Source organism: Mycobacterium toneyamaense (assembly GCF_055384815.1).
This window is the reverse complement of record NZ_AP040333.1, coordinates 5749399-5768326: the sequence shown is the minus strand read 5'-3', so window position 1 is coordinate 5768326 and position 18928 is coordinate 5749399. Positions and strand designations below refer to the sequence as shown.

Below are 18928 nucleotides of genomic sequence, written 5' to 3'. Positions count from 1 at the left end.
CACAGTGTTTGGGGGACATTTGCGTCTGGTGGCCGATGTTTGCGATGGGGCCGTCGTGGGTAGTGCCAGACCGTCAGCGACGGTCGTCGCAGGATGACACTCTTCGTACCAAGGTGGTTGACGCATGGCATTGACGGAATCGCGTGCCGGTCAGGCTCGAAACGGCGAAGCGGTGACCGACACCGATGCCGGTGTGCTCCCCCCGGTCCCGGCCCGAACGCGCCGGGCCTTCTGGTGGCTGGAGCGGTTCGCGCCCGCGATCGGAGCTCGCTGGGCCACCGAATTGTGGTGCACGGTTCCGGACGTCGACCTGAGCACCAAGATGCCGCCCGGTCTGCCGGACAGCACGCCGTTTGAAGCGGCGTGGGACGGCCACCGCATTGCCGGGCAGTCGTGGGGTTCGGGCCCGTTGGTCTACCTGGTACACGGCTGGGGCGGGTGCCGGGCGCACATGGCGGTTTTCGTCAAACCCCTTGTCGCGGCGGGGTATCGGGTCATCGCGTTCGACCTCCCCAGCCACCACGATTCGGAGCCGGGGGCACTGGCGCCGGGCCGCACCACCATCGTCGAGTGCGCGGAAGCAGTGCGGGCCGTCATCGCTCAGCACGGGCCGGCGCACGCCGTAGTCGGTCATTCGCTGGGTGCAAAGGCGGCGGCGCTGGCCGCGGCGCGCGGTGCGCAGACGGGGCGCTTGGTGTTCCTCGCCCCGATGGGCGACTTCACCTGGTACCTGGACGCTTTCGCCGAACGCCACAACTTCGGGCCGCGGATCCGGGACCGCCTGCACCGGCGCCTGGACCGACGGCTCGGCATGCCGCTGCTGGGCACCGACATCACCGCGTCGGCCAAATACGCCGGCGACCGGCCGCTACTGCTCATCCACGATCCGGATGATCCGGACAGCCCCTACTCGTCCAGTGTCGAGATCGCAGAGGTGTGGCCTGGCGCGCGGCTCGAGACCACGAAGGGCCTGGGCCGGCTGGCCCACTACCGGATTCTGCGGCATCGCCCGGCGATCACCGCCGGCGTCGACTTCATCGGGACACCCTAGGCGCTGCCGAAATTGGCGAGCCGTGATGTTCGCGCGGCGGATGCGAATTCGACCCGCCGCGCGAACATGAGGGCCAGGTTCTCTATTGAGTTGTCAAGGTGCGCAATGCTTTGCGTGTTAGGCGGCTGTGTCGAGGTGCATGGTGCGGCGGTTGTATGCGGGGATGGGTTTTCGGTGTGGGTCGACGGCCGCGGGTGGGATGAGCCAGGGGTGTTTGTCCAGGCCCATGACGACGTCCCAGCCGTCGTGGTGGACGTTGGCGTGGCAGGCTGGGCACAGCAGGCAGCCGTTGGCTAGTGAGGTCTCACCGTGGTGGGTCCAGTGGATGATGTGGTGGGCGTGGGTGCGTCCGGGTGGGGCGCCGCATTTGATGCAGCATTCATCGCGGTGATAGAGCGCTTTGCGTAGGTGCGCCGGGAACAGGCGTTTCTCGCGCCCCATATCGAGGGGTACGTGTTCGCCGTCGACGATCATGGTGGTGACGGTGGTGTCGCAGCAGATTCGTTCCAGGGTCATGGTGCTGATCGATCCGATGAATTCCAGTGTGGCCAGGTCGGGGGCGTCGGCGGGCACGGTGATCAGCAGTTGGGTGCGCGGCGCGGACGCGGTGTCGCCGCCGCGGGCGGCGATGTCCAGCACCGCTTCCAGCGCGTCGGCCCGCCGCCTGCCCGCCGTGCGGGTGTCGGGGGTGCCGTCGGGTTCTGGCCGCGGTGCCGAGTGTTCCTCGATCGCTGCGACCAGCTTGGCGCCCACCTCCACGTCCAAGTCCGCGCGCACCTGCACCCGACCATCGGAGGTGACGCGGTGCTCGACGGTGTTGACCGACCGATCCTCGGCGGCCGGCAGGCCCCCTTCGGCGGCGGCGACCCGGTTGCCCAGCCGGCGGGCGCGTTTGTCGATGTCTGCGGGGGTGGCGCCGGAGAAGAACTGCCCCAACAGATCGGTCACCTGCGCGAACCGGGTCTCCTCGTCCACCTCACCGGGTGCGCGGGCTTGGATGTGGTTGATGCCTTTGACGATCGCATCCACATGCTCACCGGAGATCGCCCCATCGCGAGCGTGCGCAGCGAGGGTCGGCAACATTGGCAACGCGCCGCCGACACGCACCAGTCGCTGTGCCACCGACGGGGCACACCCCAACGCCATCAACACCTCCCGCGACGTCCGTCCCTGCGCGGCCGCGACCCCGCGGCGATCCAGCACCCCGGTCACCATCGCTGCCAGATGATCGATCACATTGCGCAGCTTCACCACGTACGGCAGCGCCTCCAGAATGTCGCCCGCGGGCATGTCGTCGGGGACCTGCACGCCGCGGAGGGTGTCGAGGCTGGTGGTGAGTTCCGGTGCGATTCCCATAACACACTATATCGAACATATGTTCGACTCGCAACGGTGGGTTTTCGCATTTTTGTGGTGAGGTCTCAGGACACCGGCGAGCGCGGCCGACGGTTGCCGGGCGTAGGCCGGGTGCGGGTCGGTGTATTCGGCGAGGACCTCACCGAGTAGGCCGGTGATGATGGTTGACTCGCCCGGCGGTGATGGCCAGAGCCCGTCCGAAGGCGTGGTGTACGTCGATTTTGTAGGCGGCGGAATCGCGCGTGAGGGTTGTCTGTGGAAGGGGATCTACCGTTCCGGGCACCGCCTCCGGTTTGTTACCGCGCTGATAAGAAATCCGGGGCGCACGGCCGCGGCAATGTGACGGGTGACGCACACCGGCTGCTGCGCGTCAGTCCTGACGGGCGAATCTTCGCAGGTAGAAACCACGATGCCGAAATCGCGTCTGTTTCAGGACATGACAGCCCTGTTAACGCGGTCGCACAGGCTCAGAGGGGTTCTGTGCGTTCTTTTGACAGTCGTTCGGCCGGTTCTAGCCTCATGTTTCGACGGCTCGAAAGGAGGGCTTTGTGGCCGAGTTGGCAGGAAGCCCGGCGACGTCCGGCGATGCGTTGTTGCGACTGTCCAAGTACTTTCACCGCGGCGAGATCTCCGGGGACCAGCGCACGATCCACAAGGTCGGCGGGCGCTCGGCGGACGACTTCTATCGCGACCGCTGGGCCCACGACAAGGTGGTGCGCTCCACGCATGGCGTCAACTGCACCGGTTCGTGCTCGTGGAAGATCTACGTCAAGGACGGCGTGATCACCTGGGAGTCGCAACAAACCGACTACCCGTCGATCGGCGCCGACAAGCCCGAATACGAGCCGCGCGGCTGCCCTCGTGGCGCGTCCTTCTCCTGGTACACGTATTCGCCTGCGCGCGTGCGTTATCCGTACGTCCGGGGTCTCCTGCTCGACTACTACCGCGAAGCCAAGGAACGGTTGCAGGACCCGGTGCTGGCCTGGGCCGACGTCGTCGAGGACCCGGTGAAGGCCAAGGCCTACAAGTCGGCGCGCGGCCGCGGCGGCTTCGTCCGCGCCGAGTGGTGGGAGGCCGCCGAGATCGCCGCGGCCGCCCACGTCTACACCGTCAAGACCTACGGCCCGGACCGTGTCGCGGGCTTCTCACCGATCCCCGCCATGTCGATGGTGAGTCATGCCGTTGGGGCACGGTTCATTTCGCTCATGGGCGGGTCGATGCTGTCGTTCTACGACTGGTACGCCGACCTGCCGGTGGCATCGCCGCAGGTGTTCGGTGACCAGACCGACGTCCCCGAATCCGCCGACTGGTTCGACGCCGGCTATCTGATCATGTGGGGCTCGAACGTCCCCGTCACGCGCACGCCCGACGCGCACTACATGACCGAGGCGCGCTACCGCGGCCAGAAAGTCGTTGTGGTGTCGCCGGATTACGCCGACAACACCAAGTTCGCCGACGAATGGCTGCCGGCCCACCCGGGTACCGACGCCGCGCTCGCGATGTCGATGGGCCACGTCATCCTCAAGGAGTTCTTCGTCGAGAAGAACACCCCGTACTTCACCGACTACGTCAAGAAGTACACCGACCTGCCGTTCCTGGTCGCTCTGACCGAGCGCGACGGCCGGTTGGTGCCCGGAAAGTTCCTCACCGCAGCGGATCTCGGCGGCGAACACGCGGACACGGAAGCCGCGGTCTCCAAGCCGGTACTGCTCGACGCCGACGGCGCCCCGGTGGTGCCGAACGGGTCCCTGGGCCATCGCTTCACCGCCTCCGGTGAAGGAAAATGGAACCTGGACCTGCAGGGGGTCGACCCCCTCCTCACGCTGCACGGTGGCGCCAATGATGTCGCTACCGTTGCACTCCCTCGGTTCGATACCGACCAGCCCGGCGTCCTGGAGCGCGGCGTCCCGACCAGAATCGTTGCGGGACAGCGTGTCACCACGGTCTTCGACCTCATGCTTGCCCAGTACGGCGTGGCCCGTGACGGTCTGCCGGGCACTTGGCCCACCGGCTACGACGACGCCACCGAGCCGTACACCCCGGCGTGGCAGCAGGCCATCACCGGCGTGCCGGCGCAGGCCGCGGAGCGTATCGCGCGCGAATTCGCCGACAACGCAGAGCGTTCCAAAGGCCGCTCGATGATCCTCATGGGTGCCGGCACGAATCACTGGTTCCATTCGGATCAGATCTACCGCTCGTTCCTGTCTCTTGTGATGCTCACCGGCTGTCAGGGCGTCAACGGCGGCGGCTGGGCACACTACGTCGGCCAGGAGAAGTGTCGTCCGGTAACAGGCTGGGGGACACTGGCATTCGGGCTGGACTGGCAGCGGGCACCGCGCCAGATGCAGGGCACCGTTTTCTGGTACCTGGCCACCGACCAGTGGCGCTACGACAGGTTCACCACCGAGCCGATGACCTCACCGCTCGCCACCGGCATGCTGGCGGGCCGCACCGCGGCGGACAACATCGCTCTCGCGAGCCGGCTGGGGTGGATGCCGAGTTACCCGACGTTCAACCGTAATCCGCTGGATCTGGCCGACGAAGCCGAGCGTCAGGGCAAGGACGCTGCACAGCATGTACTGGACGGCCTGAAGTCCGGGCACCTGCAGTTCGCCTGCGAGGACCCGGATGCTCCGGAGAATTTCCCGCGCTGCCTGACGGTGTGGCGGTCGAACCTGCTGGGCTCGTCGGCGAAAGGCAACGAGTACTTCCTCAAGCACCTGCTGGGCGCCGACAACAACGTGGCGGCCAGCGATGAGGACGGCGTACATCCGCAGGATGTGCGCTGGCGCGACGAGGCACCGGCAGGGAAGCTGGATCTGCTGCTGTCCTTGGACTTCCGCAACACCAGCACGACGCTGTACTCGGACATCGTGCTCCCGGCCGCGACGTGGTACGAGAAGCACGACCTCTCGAGTACCGACATGCATCCTTTCGTCCACGCCTTCTCGCCGGCCATCTCGCCGCCGTGGGAAACCAAGACCGACTTCGACGCCTTTCACCGGATCGCCCGCGGCTTCTCCTGGCTCGCCGAGAAGCACCTGGGTAAGCGCAAGGACATCGTCGCGATGCCGCTGGCCCACGACAGCTCCGACGCCACCGCCCAGCCCGGCGGAAAGGTTCTGGACTGGAAAGCCGGCGAATGCGAACCGATTCCGGGAAAGACCATGCCGCGCCTGGTGACGGTGGAACGCGACTACCCGGCGCTGGCCGACAAGATGGCCGCGCTCGGCCCCCTCGTCGAAACGCTGGGTCTGACGGTCAAGGGCGTCACCACCCACCCCGATGCCGAAGTCGAGTACCTGGCCGGCGTCAACGGAGTGTCCGATCGTGGCGTCGCGGCGGGACGGCCGTCGCTGGCCAAGGACACGCACGCGGCCGAAGCCATCCTCGCGCTGTCCGGCACCACCAACGGCCGCCTGGCGGTGGAGGGCTTTGAGGCCCTGCAGCGTCGGACGGGAACCGAACTCGTCGACCTGGCCGCCGAGAACGAAGGCAAGCGAATCACCTTCGCGGACACCCAGTCCCGGCCCATGCCGGTCAACACCTCGCCGGAGTGGTCGGGGTCCGAAACCGGTGGCCGGCGCTATTCACCTTTCACCATCAACACCGAGCGGCTCAAGCCGTGGCACACCCTCACCGGGCGCCAGCACTTCTATCTCGACCACGACTGGATGGACGAGATGGGGGAGCAGTTGCCGACGTTCCGCCCGCCGTTGGACATGACCGCATTGTTCGACGAGCCGGCCGTCGGTGACACCAGTGGTGGCATCACCGTCCGCTACCTGACACCGCACTCCAAGTGGTCCATCCACTCGGCGTACCAGGACAACCTGTACATGCTCACGCTTTCCCGTGGTGGACAGGCGATCTGGATGTCGGATGTCGACGCCGCCAAGATCGGGGTGAAGGACAACGACTGGATCGAGTGCACCAACCGCAACGGTGTGGTGAACGCGCGCGCGATCGTCAGCCACCGGATGCCCGAGGGCCTGGTCTTCATGTACCACGCCCAGGACAAGGCGGTCGACGTGCCGCGTACCGAGAAGACCGGCAAGCGCGGCGGTATTCACAACGCCCTGACCCGCATCATGATCAAGCCCACGCACTTGATCGGCGGCTATGCCCAGCAGTCCTTCGCACTGAACTACCACGGCCCCACGGGTAATCAGCGCGACGAGGTGACGACGATCCGTCGCCGTTCGCAAGAAGTGGAGTACTGACCTATGAGAGTCATGGCGCAACTTGCGATGGTGATGAACCTCGACAAGTGCATCGGCTGTCACACCTGCAGCGTCACCTGCAAGCAGGCGTGGACCAACCGCAGCGGTGTCGAGTACGTCTGGTTCAACAATGTGGAAACCCGCCCCGGGCAGGGCTATCCGCGCCAGTACCAGGACCAGGAGCGCTGGAAGGGCGGGTGGACGCTCAACAAGCGCGGCAAGCTCACGCTCAGATCGGGCTCGCGGTTCAAGCGGCTGCTGAACATCTTCGCCAATCCGGACCTGCCCACGGTCAGCGACTACTATGACCCGTGGACGTACGACTACGACAACCTGCTGTCGTCGCCATTGATGGACACGACGCCCGTGGCCCGGCCCAAGTCGCTGATCACCGGGCAGGACACCAAGGTCACCTGGGGCGCCAACTGGGACGACGATCTCGGCGGCGGACCCGAGCAGGTGGGCCGGGATCCGTTGCTGGCCAAGGTCGAAGAGGTCAGCCAGAAGGTCAAGCTCGAATTCGAGCAGACGTTCATGTTCTACCTGCCGCGGATCTGCGAGCACTGCCTGAACCCGGCCTGTGCCGCGGCGTGCCCGTCGGGCGCCATCTACAAGCGTGCCGAGGACGGCATCGTCCTGGTGGATCAGGACAAGTGCCGCGGCTGGCGCCAGTGCGTCACCGGCTGCCCGTACAAGAAGATCTACTTCAACCACAAGACCGGCAAGGCCGAGAAGTGCACCTTCTGTTACCCCCGTGTCGAGGTGGGTATCCCGACGGTCTGCTCCGAGACGTGCGTCGGCCGGCTGCGGTACATCGGTGTGATGCTCTACGACGCCGACAAGGTGCTGGAAGCGGCGTCGGTCACCGATGAAAAGGACCTGTATCCGTCGCAGCTCGGGGTGTTCCTCAACCCGCACGACCCGCGCGTGGTCGCCGAGGCCGAGCGAGCCGGCATCTCGCCCGAATGGATTGAGGCTGCGCAGAATTCACCGGTCTACCGGCTGATCGTCGATTACCAGGTGGCGCTGCCGTTGCACCCGGAATACCGCACCATGCCGATGGTCTGGTACGTCCCTCCGCTGTCGCCGGTGGTGGACATCCTCAAGGAAACCGGCCACGACGGCGAGAACAAGAACAACCTGTTCGGCGCCATCGACACGCTGCGGATCCCGATCGAGTACCTCGCCGAGCTGTTCACCGCGGGGGAGGTCGGGCCCGTCCGGGCGGCCTTACAGCGACTGGCCGCCATGCGCGCCTACATGCGGTCGGCGAACCTCGGCGAGGAGTTCGACGAGACCATTCCCGAGTCGGTGCGACTCACCGGCGAGGAGATCGAGTCGATGTACCGGCTGCTGGCCATCGCCAAATACCAAGACCGATACGTCATTCCGAGCGGTGCGGGTTCCGACGCGCACCGACTCGACGCGATCGCCACCGGCTGCAGCCTCGACGGTGACGGTGGTCCGGGAATGTCGGCCTTCGACGCGATGGCTGACAAGTTCCACCTCGTCGACACCAACAGTGCTGTGCCGAAGGACGATCCGACGCGGGTCAACCTGCTCAACTGGGACGGCCGCAGTCCCGACGGACTGGTGCCGAGCCGATGAAGCTCCTGTCCCTGGGGCGCCGGACGGCGACCGGTCCGGACCTGTCCGAGCACCAGCAACGGCTGGTGTGGCGCATCACGGCGCTGTTGCTCGACTACCCGACCGCCGAAACATGCGCCCTCACCGACGAACTGGCTGCTGCCGCAGGTGAACTGCCGGAGCCGATCCGCACTCACGTGACCGACTTCCTGTGGTACTTCTGCGAGACCAACGCCACCGAGCGCGCCACCCGGTACGTCGAGACGTTCGACATGCGCCGACGGACGAGCCTGCACCTGACGTATTACGCCTACGGCGACACCCGCAAGAGAGGGATGGCGCTGCTGCGGTTCAAGCACGCCTATCGGCAGGCGGACATCACCATCGGCGACGAAGAGCTGCCCGACTACCTGCCGCTGGTGCTCGAATTCGCCGCCACCGTCGACCAGGCGCGCGGCGAACGACTCCTGGCCGAGCACGTGCCGGTTCTCGAGCTGTTGCGGCTGTCGTTGCAGGACAGCGGTTCTCCATATGCCGCTCTGCTGGCCGCGGTCCTGGCGACCCTGCCGCCGATCAACACCGCCGATCGCCGGCGCATCACTGAACTCGCCGCCGACGGCCCGCCAGAGGAGGACGTCGGCCTGGATCCGTTCGGCATGGATCCGATGATGATGGATCCCGCCATGACTGGAGGCAGACGATGACCAACCTCTTGTGGATGACGTTGCCGTACATCGCCTTCACGTCGTTCGTGTTGGGGCACATCTGGCGCTACCGGACCGACCAATTCGGCTGGACCACAAGGTCATCGCAGATCTACGAGAGCCGACTGCTGCGGCTCGGCAGCCCACTGTTCCACTTCGGCATCCTCGGCGTGCTGGGCGGACACGTAGTCGGCCTGCTCATCCCGGAATCGTGGACTTCGGCGATCGGCATTTCCGAACACACCTATCACCTGATGGCGATCGGGATGGGTGCGCCGGCGGGGTTCGCGGTGATCGCCGGCGCCGCCATCCTGTTGTACCGCCGTACGAAGGTGCCCGCCGTACGCGCTGCCACCACCGTCAGTGACAAGCTCATGTACCTGCTGCTGGTCGGCGCACTGGTCACCGGCATGGTCAACACCCTGGGCAACGTGGTGTCGGCATACAACTACCGGGAGACCGTATCCCCTTGGCTACGGAGTCTTTTCACTCCGCACCCGACGCCCGAATTGATGTCGACAGCGCCCCTGTCCTTCCAGGTGCACGTGCTCATCGTCCTGACGCTTTTCGGTATCTGGCCCTACACGCGGCTGGTGCACATGTTCAGCGCCCCGGTCGGGTACCTGGTGCGGCCGTACGTCGTCTACCGCAGCCGGGACCCGCAGCGCGCCAGCAACAGTCGGTACGCGAAGGCCTGGGTGACGCCGCAGGCGCCGCCTCCTCGCAGTCGCTGGGTCTAGATCCTGCTGCTGTGCCGAACGTCAAGAGCGAGAAATCGCCGAATCTTGGTCATCTACTTCACGTTCGGCGTTTGAGACGCCTCACACGATGACCCGCCTGCGGGTGAGTGAATTGTCACCGCCGGGTCATCGCTCGGAGCCTCGGGGAAACATGAAAATTCTATGTTTGCAACATGTTTCGATCTCGAACCATTACTGACTGGGACCCCGAAGACATCGTTGCCTGGGAGGCCGGTAACAAGAATGTCGCCCGGCGGAACCTGATCTGGTCGGTGATCGCGGAGCACATCGGGCTCTCGGTCTGGACCATGTGGTCGGTCATGGTGTTGTTCATGCCGCAGTCCGTGTACGGCTTCACCGCCGGGGACAAGTTCCTGCTGGCCGCCACCGCGACTCTCGTGGGTGGCTGCCTGCGCATCCCGTACACGATGGCGACCGCGACCTTCGGTGGCCGCAACTGGACCGTCTTCTCCGCGCTCGTGCTCTTCGTTCCGACGCTGGGCAGCATGTGGCTGCTGGCGCATCCGGGGCTTCCGTTGTGGCCGTATCTCGTGTGTGCGGCACTCGCCGGCCTCGGTGGTGGCAACTTCGCGTCGTCGATGACCAACATCAACGCGTTCTACCCGCAGCGACTCAAGGGCTGGGCGCTCGGAATCAACGCCGGCGGAGGCAATCTCGGTGTGCCGGCCATTCAGGTGGTGGGCCTGCTGGTGATCGCCGTGGCGGGTAACCGCGCACCCCACTGGGTGTGCGCGATCTACCTTGTCCTGTTGGCTGTCGCCGCGATCGGTGCCGCTTTGTTCATGAACAACCTTGCACAGCACCGAATCGACTCCGGGGCGATGCGTGCCATCCTGACCGAGCCGGACACCTGGAGCATCGCTTTCCTGTACATCGGGACGTTCGGCTCGTTCATCGGCTTCTCGTTCGCCTTCAGCCAGGTCCTGCAGATCAACTTCGTCGCGGGTGGCCAGAGTGCCGCGCAGGCGGCGCTGCACGCGGCTCAGATCGCGTTCGTGGGTCCGCTGCTCGGTTCGGTGGCCCGGGTCTACGGCGGGAAGCTCGCCGACCGCATCGGCGGTGCTCGCGTGACCGTGGCAGCCTTCGCCGGCATGATCGTGTTTGGCGCACTGCTGATTTCGGTGTCGACCTACCACGACCACACTGGCGGTGCCGTCGACGCGGCCACCCTGACCGGCTTCATCGTCGGCTTCGTCGCGCTGTTCATCCTGTCGGGTATCGGCAACGGTTCGGTGTACAAGATGATCCCGTCGATCTTCGAGGCCCGCAGCCACTCGGTGGTGGGCAGCAAGATCGACCGGCAGAACTGGTCCCGCGGGATGTCCGGCGCCCTCATCGGCTTCGCCGGTGCCATCGGCGCGCTGGGAGGCGTGGGCATCAACCTGGCGTTGCGGCAGTCCTACCTGTCCAGTGGTTCTGCCACCGCGGCGTTCTGGGTGTTCGTCACCTTCTACATCGCCGCCCTGACGCTGACCTGGACGCGCTACATCCGGACCCCGCTGCCTGTGATCGAACCCGCCCAGCCGGCCGAAGCGGTCGGCGTGGCCTGAGTCGGCCGTCCGGTCAGTTGCTGTGCGGGTCGGCCGAGTTGAGAACGGCCACCGCATGGTCGTACTCACCGCGCACTTCGGCATAACGTAAGAACTTGACGTTCTCGACCTGAATCTCATCGGCAGCCGGCTGGTTCTCGAGGATCGCGACGACTTCGCTCACGAACTGCTCGAGCGGCATGGCCCACTCGCTGTCGCGCTGCCCGGGCACCAGGTCGGTCCGCACCGCGGGCGGCTGGAGTTCCTTGAATTCCACCGAGGAACCGGCGAATTGCAGCCGCAGCGTCTCGGTCAGCAGGTGGATGGCAGCTTTGGAGGCGTTGTAGCTCGGAGTCACCTTCAGCGGAGTGAATCCCAGGCCTGACGACACGGTGATGACAGTGGCAGCGGGTTGGGTCTGCAGATGTTCGATGAATGCGGCGATGAGCCGGATCGTGCCCAGCACGTTGGTGTTGATGGTCGTTTCTGCCGCAGCCAGGAAGCTCTCCGGTGCGTGCCAGTCTTCGATCTTCATCACCCCGGCCATGGTGATCACCACGTTCACATCGGGATGCTCGGCCAGCACCTGAGTGGCCACGGCTTGGATGCTGTCGGGGTCCGCGGTGTCGATACGGACCGCATCGATCCCGGGATGTTCGGCGGTGATCTGGCGGAGCAGCTGTTCGCGGCGGCCGCCGATGATGACGTTGTTTCCTTTGTCCCGCAGGGCGATTGCCAACGCGAGCCCGATGCCGCTCGTGGCACCCGGGATGAAAATGGTGTTGCCGGAAATCTTCATGGCTCCAAGCCTGCTCGCGCACCGACCATTTGTCACATGCATATCTATGATATTCGCTATGCTCACGACGCATACCGAGCGGGCAGACTTGAATCTGCTGACACCATTGGTCGCACTGCTCGAGGAACGGCAGGTATCGCGCGCTGCGTCCCGAATCGGGCTCAGCCAACCTGCCATGAGCCGCGCCCTGCAGCGGCTGCGCAGACTGCTCGATGACCCGCTGCTCGTTCGCGATCCGGACGGATTCCGGCTGTCGGCCCGTGCCGAGGACATTCACCGCCAGCTCACCACGCTGATACCGCTGCTCGAAACCCTCCTGGCGCCAGCGGAGTTCGATCCCGGCGCGTCAACGCAGCCGGTCCACATCGCCGGGAGTGACTACGCTGTCCACACCTACGGCCCTGCCATCGCACGCTTGATCCGATCGCAGTCACCTGGCACGACAATACGTTTCCGCAGCTGGCGCCCCGACGGGATCGAGGATCAGATCCGCCGTGGCGCGGTCGATCTGGGGCTCTACGGGGGCCACACGCCGGACGATCTGAACGCCACTCAGCTCGTCACCGAGCACTTCAAGTGCGTTGTATCCGAAGGGCATCCGCTGGCGGCGCGAGGCGCGATAACCCTTGAGGAGTATCTCGAGTTCGGCCACGTGGTCGTGGACGTGGCGGATGGGGTGCAGCCCGATATCGATTACCGCATCGCGGAGCTGGGCAGGGTCCGCCGGGCGGTGGTCACGGTGCCGTATCACACCGCGACGCTTCCGATGCTTCATGGAACCGATTTGGTGGCAACACTTCCCGGTCGATTTGTCGACGCTTGGATCGCCGGCTCTGAACTACGCCTGCTGCCCGCGCCGGCCGAGATCGCGACGATGCCCTACCGGATGATCTGGCATCCTGCGTTCGAACTCGATCGTCGCCACCAGTGGCTGCGGGAGTGCGTGCGCAGTGCCGTCACCGACCACGAGTGAGTTCAGTGTTCCCGGCGGTGTGGCGCTATTCCTATTCACCGCTCGCAGCAGCCAGTCCGGCGCGTCGGGCCTCCCGGCGCTTCGACGTACTCAGGTTTCCGGCCGCGCGCGGATCTGAAATACCCAGCGCAGCAAGACGTTCGGATTCAGATACGCCACCCCAGATGCCGTACGGCTCGCCGGACAGCAGTGCAAAGGCGGCGCACGGGGCCTTCACCGGACATTGGCGACAAATCTCTTTGGCGCGTTGTTCGCGTTGTCTACGCGCCCGGCCCCGTTCGTTGTCGGGGTGAAAGAAGACGCTGGAATCCATTGAGCGGCAACGGGCAGACTCCTGCCATTCCCATTCGTCGGCCACCGGCCGGATCGCCGGTGCGGGCAGTGGCAACGCGGTTCGCTTCCCGATCATGTTCTACCTCCTGCTTCCTACTCGGTTGTTGGTCATGCGGTGACCCGTTGGCCTTTACCGACGACCGTCACCCCGCCGTCGGAGATGACGAAGCCGCGTGCCCTGTCATGCTCCTTGTCGACGCCGACCTGGGCGCCGGCCGGAATCACGACGTTCTTGTCGACAATGGCGTTGCGGACCAAGGCATGTGCGCCGATCACGGTGTTGTCCAGGATCACCGAGCGGTCCACCGTGGCGTGCTCCTCGACGCGAACACCAGGTGACAGGACCGATTCTCGGACCAGCGCGCCGGAGATGATCACGCCGTTGGAGATGACGCTGTTGACGGCGCGGCCGACCCGGTCGCCATCATCGTGGACGAACTTCGCCGGTGGGTGGGGCGGAATGTGCGTCAGGATCGGCCACGCGCTGTTGTACAAGTCGAAAGCCGGGACCACGGCGCACAGGTCCATGTGGGAGTCGTAGTAGGAGTCCAACGTTCCGACGTCGCGCCAGTAACCGCTGTTCTCGGCATGGGTGCCCGGGACCTGGTTGCTCTGAAAGTCGTAGACCTGGGCGCGGCCCTGTTCGACCATCATCGGCATGATGTCGCCACCCATGTCGTGCTTGCTGAACTCGTCGGCGGCGTCGGCATGTAGCGCATCGATGAGTACCTCGGTCGAGAAGACATAGTTGCCCATCGAGACGAACGATTCGTCGGGGGCGTCGGGTAGGCCCGGCGGGTCGCTGGGTTTCTCCAGGAACGCCTCGACCTGCCGTCCGTCGCCCGCGGTTTTGATCACGCCGAAGGCACTCGCCTCGCCACGCGGCACCCGGATTCCGGCGACGGTGGCGCCGGCGCCACCGTCGAGGTGCTGCTTGATCATCTGCCGCGGGTCCATGCGGTACACGTGATCGGCGCCGAAAACCGCAACGAGATCGGGCTTTTCGTCGTGAATGAGGTTCAGTGACTGGTGGATGGCGTTGGCCGAACCCGTGTACCACTGCGGGCCCAGACGCTGTTGGGCGGGTACGGGAGTCACGTAGTTGCCGAGCAGGCTGCTCATTCGCCACGTCGTGGTGATGTGGCGATCGAGGCTGTGGCTCTTGTACTGCGTGAGGACGGCGATCCGCAGTACGCCGGCGTTGACCAGATTCGAGAGCGCGAAGTCGACGAGTCGGTACAGTCCGGCGAACGGCACCGCGGGCTTGGCTCGGTCGAGTGTCAGTGGGGACAGCCGTTTGCCTTCGCCTCCGGCCAGGACCAGACCGAGGATTTTCGGATCGGCCATGTGCATTCTCCTTCTGGGCAGCGGGCGACGGCTGGTGAACTCATGGATTGGCGAAAGTTGTTGCGTTGGCGGCAGATATCACGCCTGCTCCACGGTCACGCCGGCGGCGGAAAGCTCGGAGAGTTGCCGGCTGTCGACGCCGGTGTCGGTGATCAGCAGCTGGATGTCTTCCAGCCGGCCGTACTGGGCGCCGCTGACGGCCCCGAACTTGCTGTGGTCGGCGAGCAGGATGCGGCGGTGTGCGCACGCGAGCATGCGTCGTTTCACGGCGGCTTCAGACGGGGCGGGGGTGGTGAGCCCGCGGTCGATGCTGATGCCGTTGGCGCCCAGGAAGGCGACGTCGACGTTGATCTCGGCGAGCGCGCGGGCCGCCCAATCGTCCACCTCGGCAAAGGTCTTCGACCGGACCCGGCCGCCCAATGTGTAGACCGTCAGCAGTGGCCGGTTGAGCAGGGTCAGTGCCTGCGTCAACGAGTTGGTGTACACGGTGAGTTCGCGGTCGCCGGGAAACTGCTCGACCAGCTGCGCGGTGGTGGACCCGGCGTCGATCAGAACCGATCCACGTTCCGGAAGATGTGCGAGCGCGGCCTTGGCGATGCGGGCCTTCTCGGCGAGGAACTCGGTCCGGGTCTCGACGGCAGGTTCGTAGGGGAGGTAGTCGACGCGTACCGCGCCACCGTGCACCCGCCGCAACAGGCCCTGGCGCTCCAGCAGGATGAGGTCCTTGCGGATGGTCTCGCCCGTCACGCCGAGCTCCAACGCCGTCCGGGCGGCGTCGATTCGACCATCGCGGCGAAGCATCTCGAGTAGCTGCTGTTTGCGCTGGTCGGCGTAGAGAGCGCCCGCAGCATCGCGGGAGGCGGGTCCTGTGGATGCCACGACACCTCCCTCGATCTGTGATCTGCAACACTTGGATTTGATTGCTAATGATTGTGTTTTATTGGGAATCTGTCAAGGGCGCCTCGGCGCGCCATCAGACGGGCATACCCACAAACGCCGAATGGCCAGTCATCACAGCTTTCCGACGAAAGCGTGTGACAACTGGCCATCCGGCGCAGTGAGCTAGGGCTTGATCCGCATCTTCCCCGGTGACCACAGCCCGCTGTGGACCGCGGTGCCCAGGTCCAGCTCGGCCGTCGTCGCGTCGACGACGGTCGTGAACTGACGCAGCGAGCCCCAGTCCCGGCCCCAGTCGTCGGACAGGTACGTCGACATCACGTGGGCCTTCAGCAGGACGTCGGTGATGCCCAGCAGGCCGCCGTTGATGCCGTCCTGCCAGGTGTCGGTGTCCTGCTTCTTGGCGGTGTAGTCCGGTGTGATGCGGAACTTCGGCACCTCGGTCACGCCGTTGCGCACCAGCATCGGCTGCTGGCACGGGAACGCCAGGCCGACAGCCCAGTCCATCAGCACCGGCTGGGTCTTGCCGATGAACTGCTCGACGGTCTTGAGCTCGGGCACGCGCGGCGGGGTGACGGCGATCCAGTCGCCCTCGTTGAGCGAAAGGTTCACCGCCACAACGCGGACGTAGGTGGCGTCGGCCGGAATCTCGCGACGGTCGAAGCGCAGGTTGCGCCACGACGGGGTGGGGCCGATGTCGTAGGGTGCGACGCGTCCGCCGGCGACGGGGTGCCCGTCGGGGCCGGTGCGGCCGTACTCCAGCTCGACGGTCTGCCCCTCGGTGCGGCCCTTGAGCGAGCTGTAGCCGGTGATGGTGCCGGCGGCCGTGACGACCACGAGCGGATGCGCGGCGTCGGCGGCCGGCAAGCCGTACCAGGCCGACGTCAGCTTGGCCTGCGAGTGCGGTCCCGTGATGTACGTGCCGGCGACCGGCACCCGCGCGGGGTCCAAGCCGTAGGGCAGCGGCACCGTCGAACCGTTGATACCCGGTGTCTTGAGCTTCGTCGCGGCGTCCCAGTCCGCGTCAGTGCCCGGCATCGGGAAGTCCTGCCGAATCGCCTCGGCGACAATACGATCCGGCACGCCATTGGGGGTGAAGCCGACGGGGCCCACGCCGCCCAGCGCGCCGAGCGGCCCGTACTCACCGGGCTGCGGCGTCAGGAAACCGGCGTTCGAATCCGGCTCGACCAGCACGTTGTCGGCCAGCCCGCAGCCGCCCTTCAGCGCGCGCAGATTGCTCGCCAGGTTCGAGTACGTCGGGTACTCGCGCACCGCGCCGATCGCCATCGATGCCACGCACACCACCACCATGAACGCGGCGGCCAGGGGAATCGGGGCCGCCGTGACCAGTCGGGTGAGGCGGCCTTCGGGACGGTCGCTGTTGAAGTGCAGCCAGAACGCCCACACCGCGGTGATCACGAACAGCGCCAAAAAGATTGTGCTGAGCTTGATTCCGCCGACAGCGACCATGTCGTTGTTGAACGGCACGCCGTAACTGGACACGTACCACCAGCCGTTGGTGGTGGCCGAAACCAGCGCCAGCAGGAACAGCACCGCCGAGGTGACGGCCATGCGGTTACGCGCCGACTTCAGTACCGACCGCGACACCAGCACGGTGGCCACCGCGGCCATCGCGGCGCCCACGGCCGCGAACAGGCCGAAGTGGTGCACCCACTTGGTGGGGGTGAACATCAGGCAGAACATGGTGGCGAAGATGATGCCCATCAGGCGCCACACCGGTCCGCGGGCGATACCGGGAACCCGCTTGCGCCGCAGGATCATGAACATCGATGTGAACAGGCTCAGCGCGGTCAACAGGAAGCCGAAGCGCCGGGTCATCGAGCCGTCGACCGTCGGCAGGAACAGGTAGTAGTACCGCAGGTTCTCGGTGTACCAGGCCTGGCTCGGGCCGATCGCGGTGCGAATCCTGGTGGCCTCCAACACGCCTGCCGCGGTCTGGTTGACGAACACCACGGTGAGGACGACGAAACCGGCGGCCAGCAGTGGGAGCACCAGCGGCCAGGTGCCGACCTCGCGGCGCCGCTTCACCAGGATGCGCAGAATCGGTCGGCCACCGGCGAGCAGCGCCGCCACGGCGATCAGGCCGGTCGGCTGGATCCCGAGGGTGAACGCCGCACTGATGATGGCGAGCGCCGCCGGGGTCAGCCGGCTGGTGCCGATGGCACGTTCGATCAGGACGTAGGTGATCAGGGCGCCGGTGGCGATCTGGCCTTCGGGGCGCAGGCCGTTGTCGAACGGCATCCACGCGGCCATCAGGACCAGGCCCGCGGCCCACATGGCGGCCTTGCTGCCCACGACTGCGGGTCCGAGGCGGGGGAGCACCTCGCGGGACAGCAACAGCCAGCAGATCAGCGCACAGATCAAGTCCGGCAGGCGGATCCAGATGCTGGCGTCGCTGACGTGCGTCATCAGGGCCAGCACGTTGTAGTACCAGCCGAACGGATCCTCGGGGCTACCGAACCAGCGGAAGTAGTTGATCATGTACTGCGCATGCGGCGCGACGCGCGCCATGCCCAGGATGTAGCCGTCGTCAGATGACCCGGCGCCCAGCACATGCCACAGCAGGAACCCGCCGATCACGACGCCGTCGACGATGTTGAAGGTCCGCCAGCGGCTCGGGATGAGGCGCTGCATGCGACGGCCGTCGAGGCGGTCCAGCCGCCAAAGTGCCAGCAGCGCAACGATGGTCGCCGCGATGCCGCCGAACATGGCGGTGTACTTGATGATGGTCGGCCGGTTGATGAACCGGGTGTCGATGGTGGCGGACACCGAAAGTCCCTGCGGAGCAGCGCCCTTGAGGTCGGTGAAGATGCCGACGACGGTGGGCCGCAGGTTCGGGTCGGCGAACCCGGTGCGCAGTTCCTTGCCGTCGGTGCCGGTCAGCCCGACGAACGTCGCGAAGGTGCCGTTCTTGTCGGAGATGATCTCGATGCGCGAACAACCGGGATTACCAATGGCTTTCAGCCGCGGCACGCTGGCGATCACCACGTTGCGGTCGGTGATGTCGACGCGGCTGCTGGACACGTTGACCAGCAGGCCGTTCAGTGCGGCCTGCTTGCCGTCCTTGGGTACCGTGCCGAACACCAGCCCGCCCGAGGGCGGCAGCGTCTGCAGCACGTCGCAGGGGATGGTCGCCGTCATCGTCACCGGCGTCTGCGAGATCAGCGGCGCCGTCACGTTGCCGAACTGGCCCTGCTGCGGCCAGTTCAGCTGCGCTGTCGTCTGTACCACCGGCAGCAGCGGCGTCAGTGCCGACAGCACGAAGCCGATCAGGCCCGCGACGATGGCCACCCACCGGGTGACCTTGACTTGCTGTGCGTTCATTCCCGTCCCGGTCATCGGAAGAC

General features: G+C 65.9%; 13 protein-coding genes. 7 read left to right on the top strand and 6 right to left on the bottom strand.

Features of this window, described 5'->3' with window-relative positions; translation table 11 throughout:
• Positions 1-124 precede the first annotated feature (124 nt).
• Entirely contained in the window at positions 125-1051 is a 927-nt protein-coding gene (locus ACZ5IQ_RS27810; RefSeq protein WP_318983983.1) for an alpha/beta fold hydrolase, read from the top strand.
• A gap of 117 nt (positions 1052-1168) precedes the next feature.
• Here ACZ5IQ_RS27810 and ACZ5IQ_RS27805 read toward each other — a convergent pair whose 3' ends face one another.
• The gene (locus ACZ5IQ_RS27805; protein ID WP_318983982.1) at positions 1169-2407 is read right to left on the bottom strand and encodes an HNH endonuclease; all 1239 of its coding nucleotides are present in this window, start codon (positions 2405-2407) and stop codon (positions 1169-1171) included.
• Positions 2408-2964: 557 nt separating this feature from the next.
• Here ACZ5IQ_RS27805 and ACZ5IQ_RS27800 point away from each other — a divergent pair.
• The 5 genes from ACZ5IQ_RS27800 to ACZ5IQ_RS27780 all read left to right on the top strand — a co-directional run bounded on the left by ACZ5IQ_RS27800 (position 2965) and on the right by ACZ5IQ_RS27780 (position 11232).
• A complete protein-coding gene (locus tag ACZ5IQ_RS27800) occupies positions 2965-6630 on the top strand; it encodes a nitrate reductase subunit alpha (RefSeq protein WP_406784112.1) in 3666 nt (1221 codons plus the stop codon).
• A gap of 12 nt (positions 6631-6642) precedes the next feature.
• On the top strand, positions 6643-8238 hold the full coding sequence (gene narH / locus ACZ5IQ_RS27795; RefSeq protein ID WP_318983980.1) for a nitrate reductase subunit beta: 1596 nt from the start codon (positions 6643-6645) through the stop codon (positions 8236-8238).
• Positions 8235-8921 (top strand): nitrate reductase molybdenum cofactor assembly chaperone, encoded by a 687-nt coding sequence (gene narJ / locus ACZ5IQ_RS27790; RefSeq protein ID WP_318983979.1) that lies wholly within the window; start codon positions 8235-8237, stop codon positions 8919-8921. The genes narH and narJ overlap by 4 nt, the downstream gene beginning before the upstream one ends.
• A complete protein-coding gene (narI, locus tag ACZ5IQ_RS27785; protein ID WP_318983978.1) occupies positions 8918-9661 on the top strand; it encodes a respiratory nitrate reductase subunit gamma in 744 nt (247 codons plus the stop codon). The genes narJ and narI overlap by 4 nt, the downstream gene beginning before the upstream one ends.
• A gap of 173 nt (positions 9662-9834) precedes the next feature.
• Entirely contained in the window at positions 9835-11232 is a 1398-nt protein-coding gene (locus ACZ5IQ_RS27780) for a nitrate/nitrite transporter (RefSeq protein WP_318983977.1), read from the top strand.
• A 13-nt stretch (positions 11233-11245) separates the two neighbouring features.
• Here the strand turns inward: ACZ5IQ_RS27780 and ACZ5IQ_RS27775 are convergent, their stop codons facing one another.
• Positions 11246-12010, bottom strand: coding sequence for an SDR family oxidoreductase (locus tag ACZ5IQ_RS27775; protein WP_318983976.1), 765 nt, complete (start codon positions 12008-12010; stop codon positions 11246-11248).
• A gap of 58 nt (positions 12011-12068) precedes the next feature.
• Between ACZ5IQ_RS27775 and ACZ5IQ_RS27770 the strand changes: the two genes are divergently transcribed.
• Complete coding sequence (locus ACZ5IQ_RS27770; protein WP_318983975.1) at positions 12069-12983, top strand: LysR family transcriptional regulator; 915 nt, start codon at positions 12069-12071, stop codon at positions 12981-12983.
• Between the two features lie 31 nt (positions 12984-13014).
• On the opposite strand, the gene ACZ5IQ_RS27765 is transcribed toward ACZ5IQ_RS27770, so the two are convergent.
• The 4 genes from ACZ5IQ_RS27765 to ACZ5IQ_RS27750 all read right to left on the bottom strand — a co-directional run bounded on the left by ACZ5IQ_RS27765 (position 13015) and on the right by ACZ5IQ_RS27750 (position 18920).
• The gene (locus ACZ5IQ_RS27765; protein WP_371824588.1) at positions 13015-13371 is read right to left on the bottom strand and encodes a WhiB family transcriptional regulator; all 357 of its coding nucleotides are present in this window, start codon (positions 13369-13371) and stop codon (positions 13015-13017) included.
• A gap of 53 nt (positions 13372-13424) precedes the next feature.
• The gene (gene glgC / locus ACZ5IQ_RS27760; RefSeq protein ID WP_212807509.1) at positions 13425-14663 is read right to left on the bottom strand and encodes a glucose-1-phosphate adenylyltransferase; all 1239 of its coding nucleotides are present in this window, start codon (positions 14661-14663) and stop codon (positions 13425-13427) included.
• 78 nt (positions 14664-14741) lie between these two features.
• Complete coding sequence (locus tag ACZ5IQ_RS27755) at positions 14742-15542, bottom strand: DeoR/GlpR family DNA-binding transcription regulator (RefSeq protein ID WP_212807507.1); 801 nt, start codon at positions 15540-15542, stop codon at positions 14742-14744.
• A gap of 183 nt (positions 15543-15725) precedes the next feature.
• Positions 15726-18920, bottom strand: coding sequence for an arabinosyltransferase domain-containing protein (locus ACZ5IQ_RS27750; protein ID WP_464480551.1), 3195 nt, complete (start codon positions 18918-18920; stop codon positions 15726-15728).
• Positions 18921-18928 lie beyond the last annotated feature (8 nt).

Excerpts from the sequence above, each read along its gene's own strand:
- ACZ5IQ_RS27810 (WP_318983983.1), top strand. The coding sequence starts at position 125 with ATGGCATTGACGGAATCGCGTGCCGGTCAGGCTCGAAACGGCGAAGCG.
- ACZ5IQ_RS27805 (WP_318983982.1), bottom strand. The coding sequence starts at position 2,407 with ATGGGAATCGCACCGGAACTCACCACCAGCCTCGACACCCTCCGCGGC.
- narH (WP_318983980.1), top strand. The coding sequence starts at position 6,643 with ATGGCGCAACTTGCGATGGTGATGAACCTCGACAAGTGCATCGGCTGT.
- narJ (WP_318983979.1), top strand. The coding sequence starts at position 8,235 with ATGAAGCTCCTGTCCCTGGGGCGCCGGACGGCGACCGGTCCGGACCTG.
- narI (WP_318983978.1), top strand. The coding sequence starts at position 8,918 with ATGACCAACCTCTTGTGGATGACGTTGCCGTACATCGCCTTCACGTCG.
- ACZ5IQ_RS27780 (WP_318983977.1), top strand. The coding sequence starts at position 9,835 with ATGTTTCGATCTCGAACCATTACTGACTGGGACCCCGAAGACATCGTT.
- ACZ5IQ_RS27775 (WP_318983976.1), bottom strand. The coding sequence starts at position 12,010 with ATGAAGATTTCCGGCAACACCATTTTCATCCCGGGTGCCACGAGCGGC.
- ACZ5IQ_RS27770 (WP_318983975.1), top strand. The coding sequence starts at position 12,069 with ATGCTCACGACGCATACCGAGCGGGCAGACTTGAATCTGCTGACACCA.
- glgC (WP_212807509.1), bottom strand. The coding sequence starts at position 14,663 with ATGGCCGATCCGAAAATCCTCGGTCTGGTCCTGGCCGGAGGCGAAGGC.
- ACZ5IQ_RS27750 (WP_464480551.1), bottom strand. The coding sequence starts at position 18,920 with ATGACCGGGACGGGAATGAACGCACAGCAAGTCAAGGTCACCCGGTGG.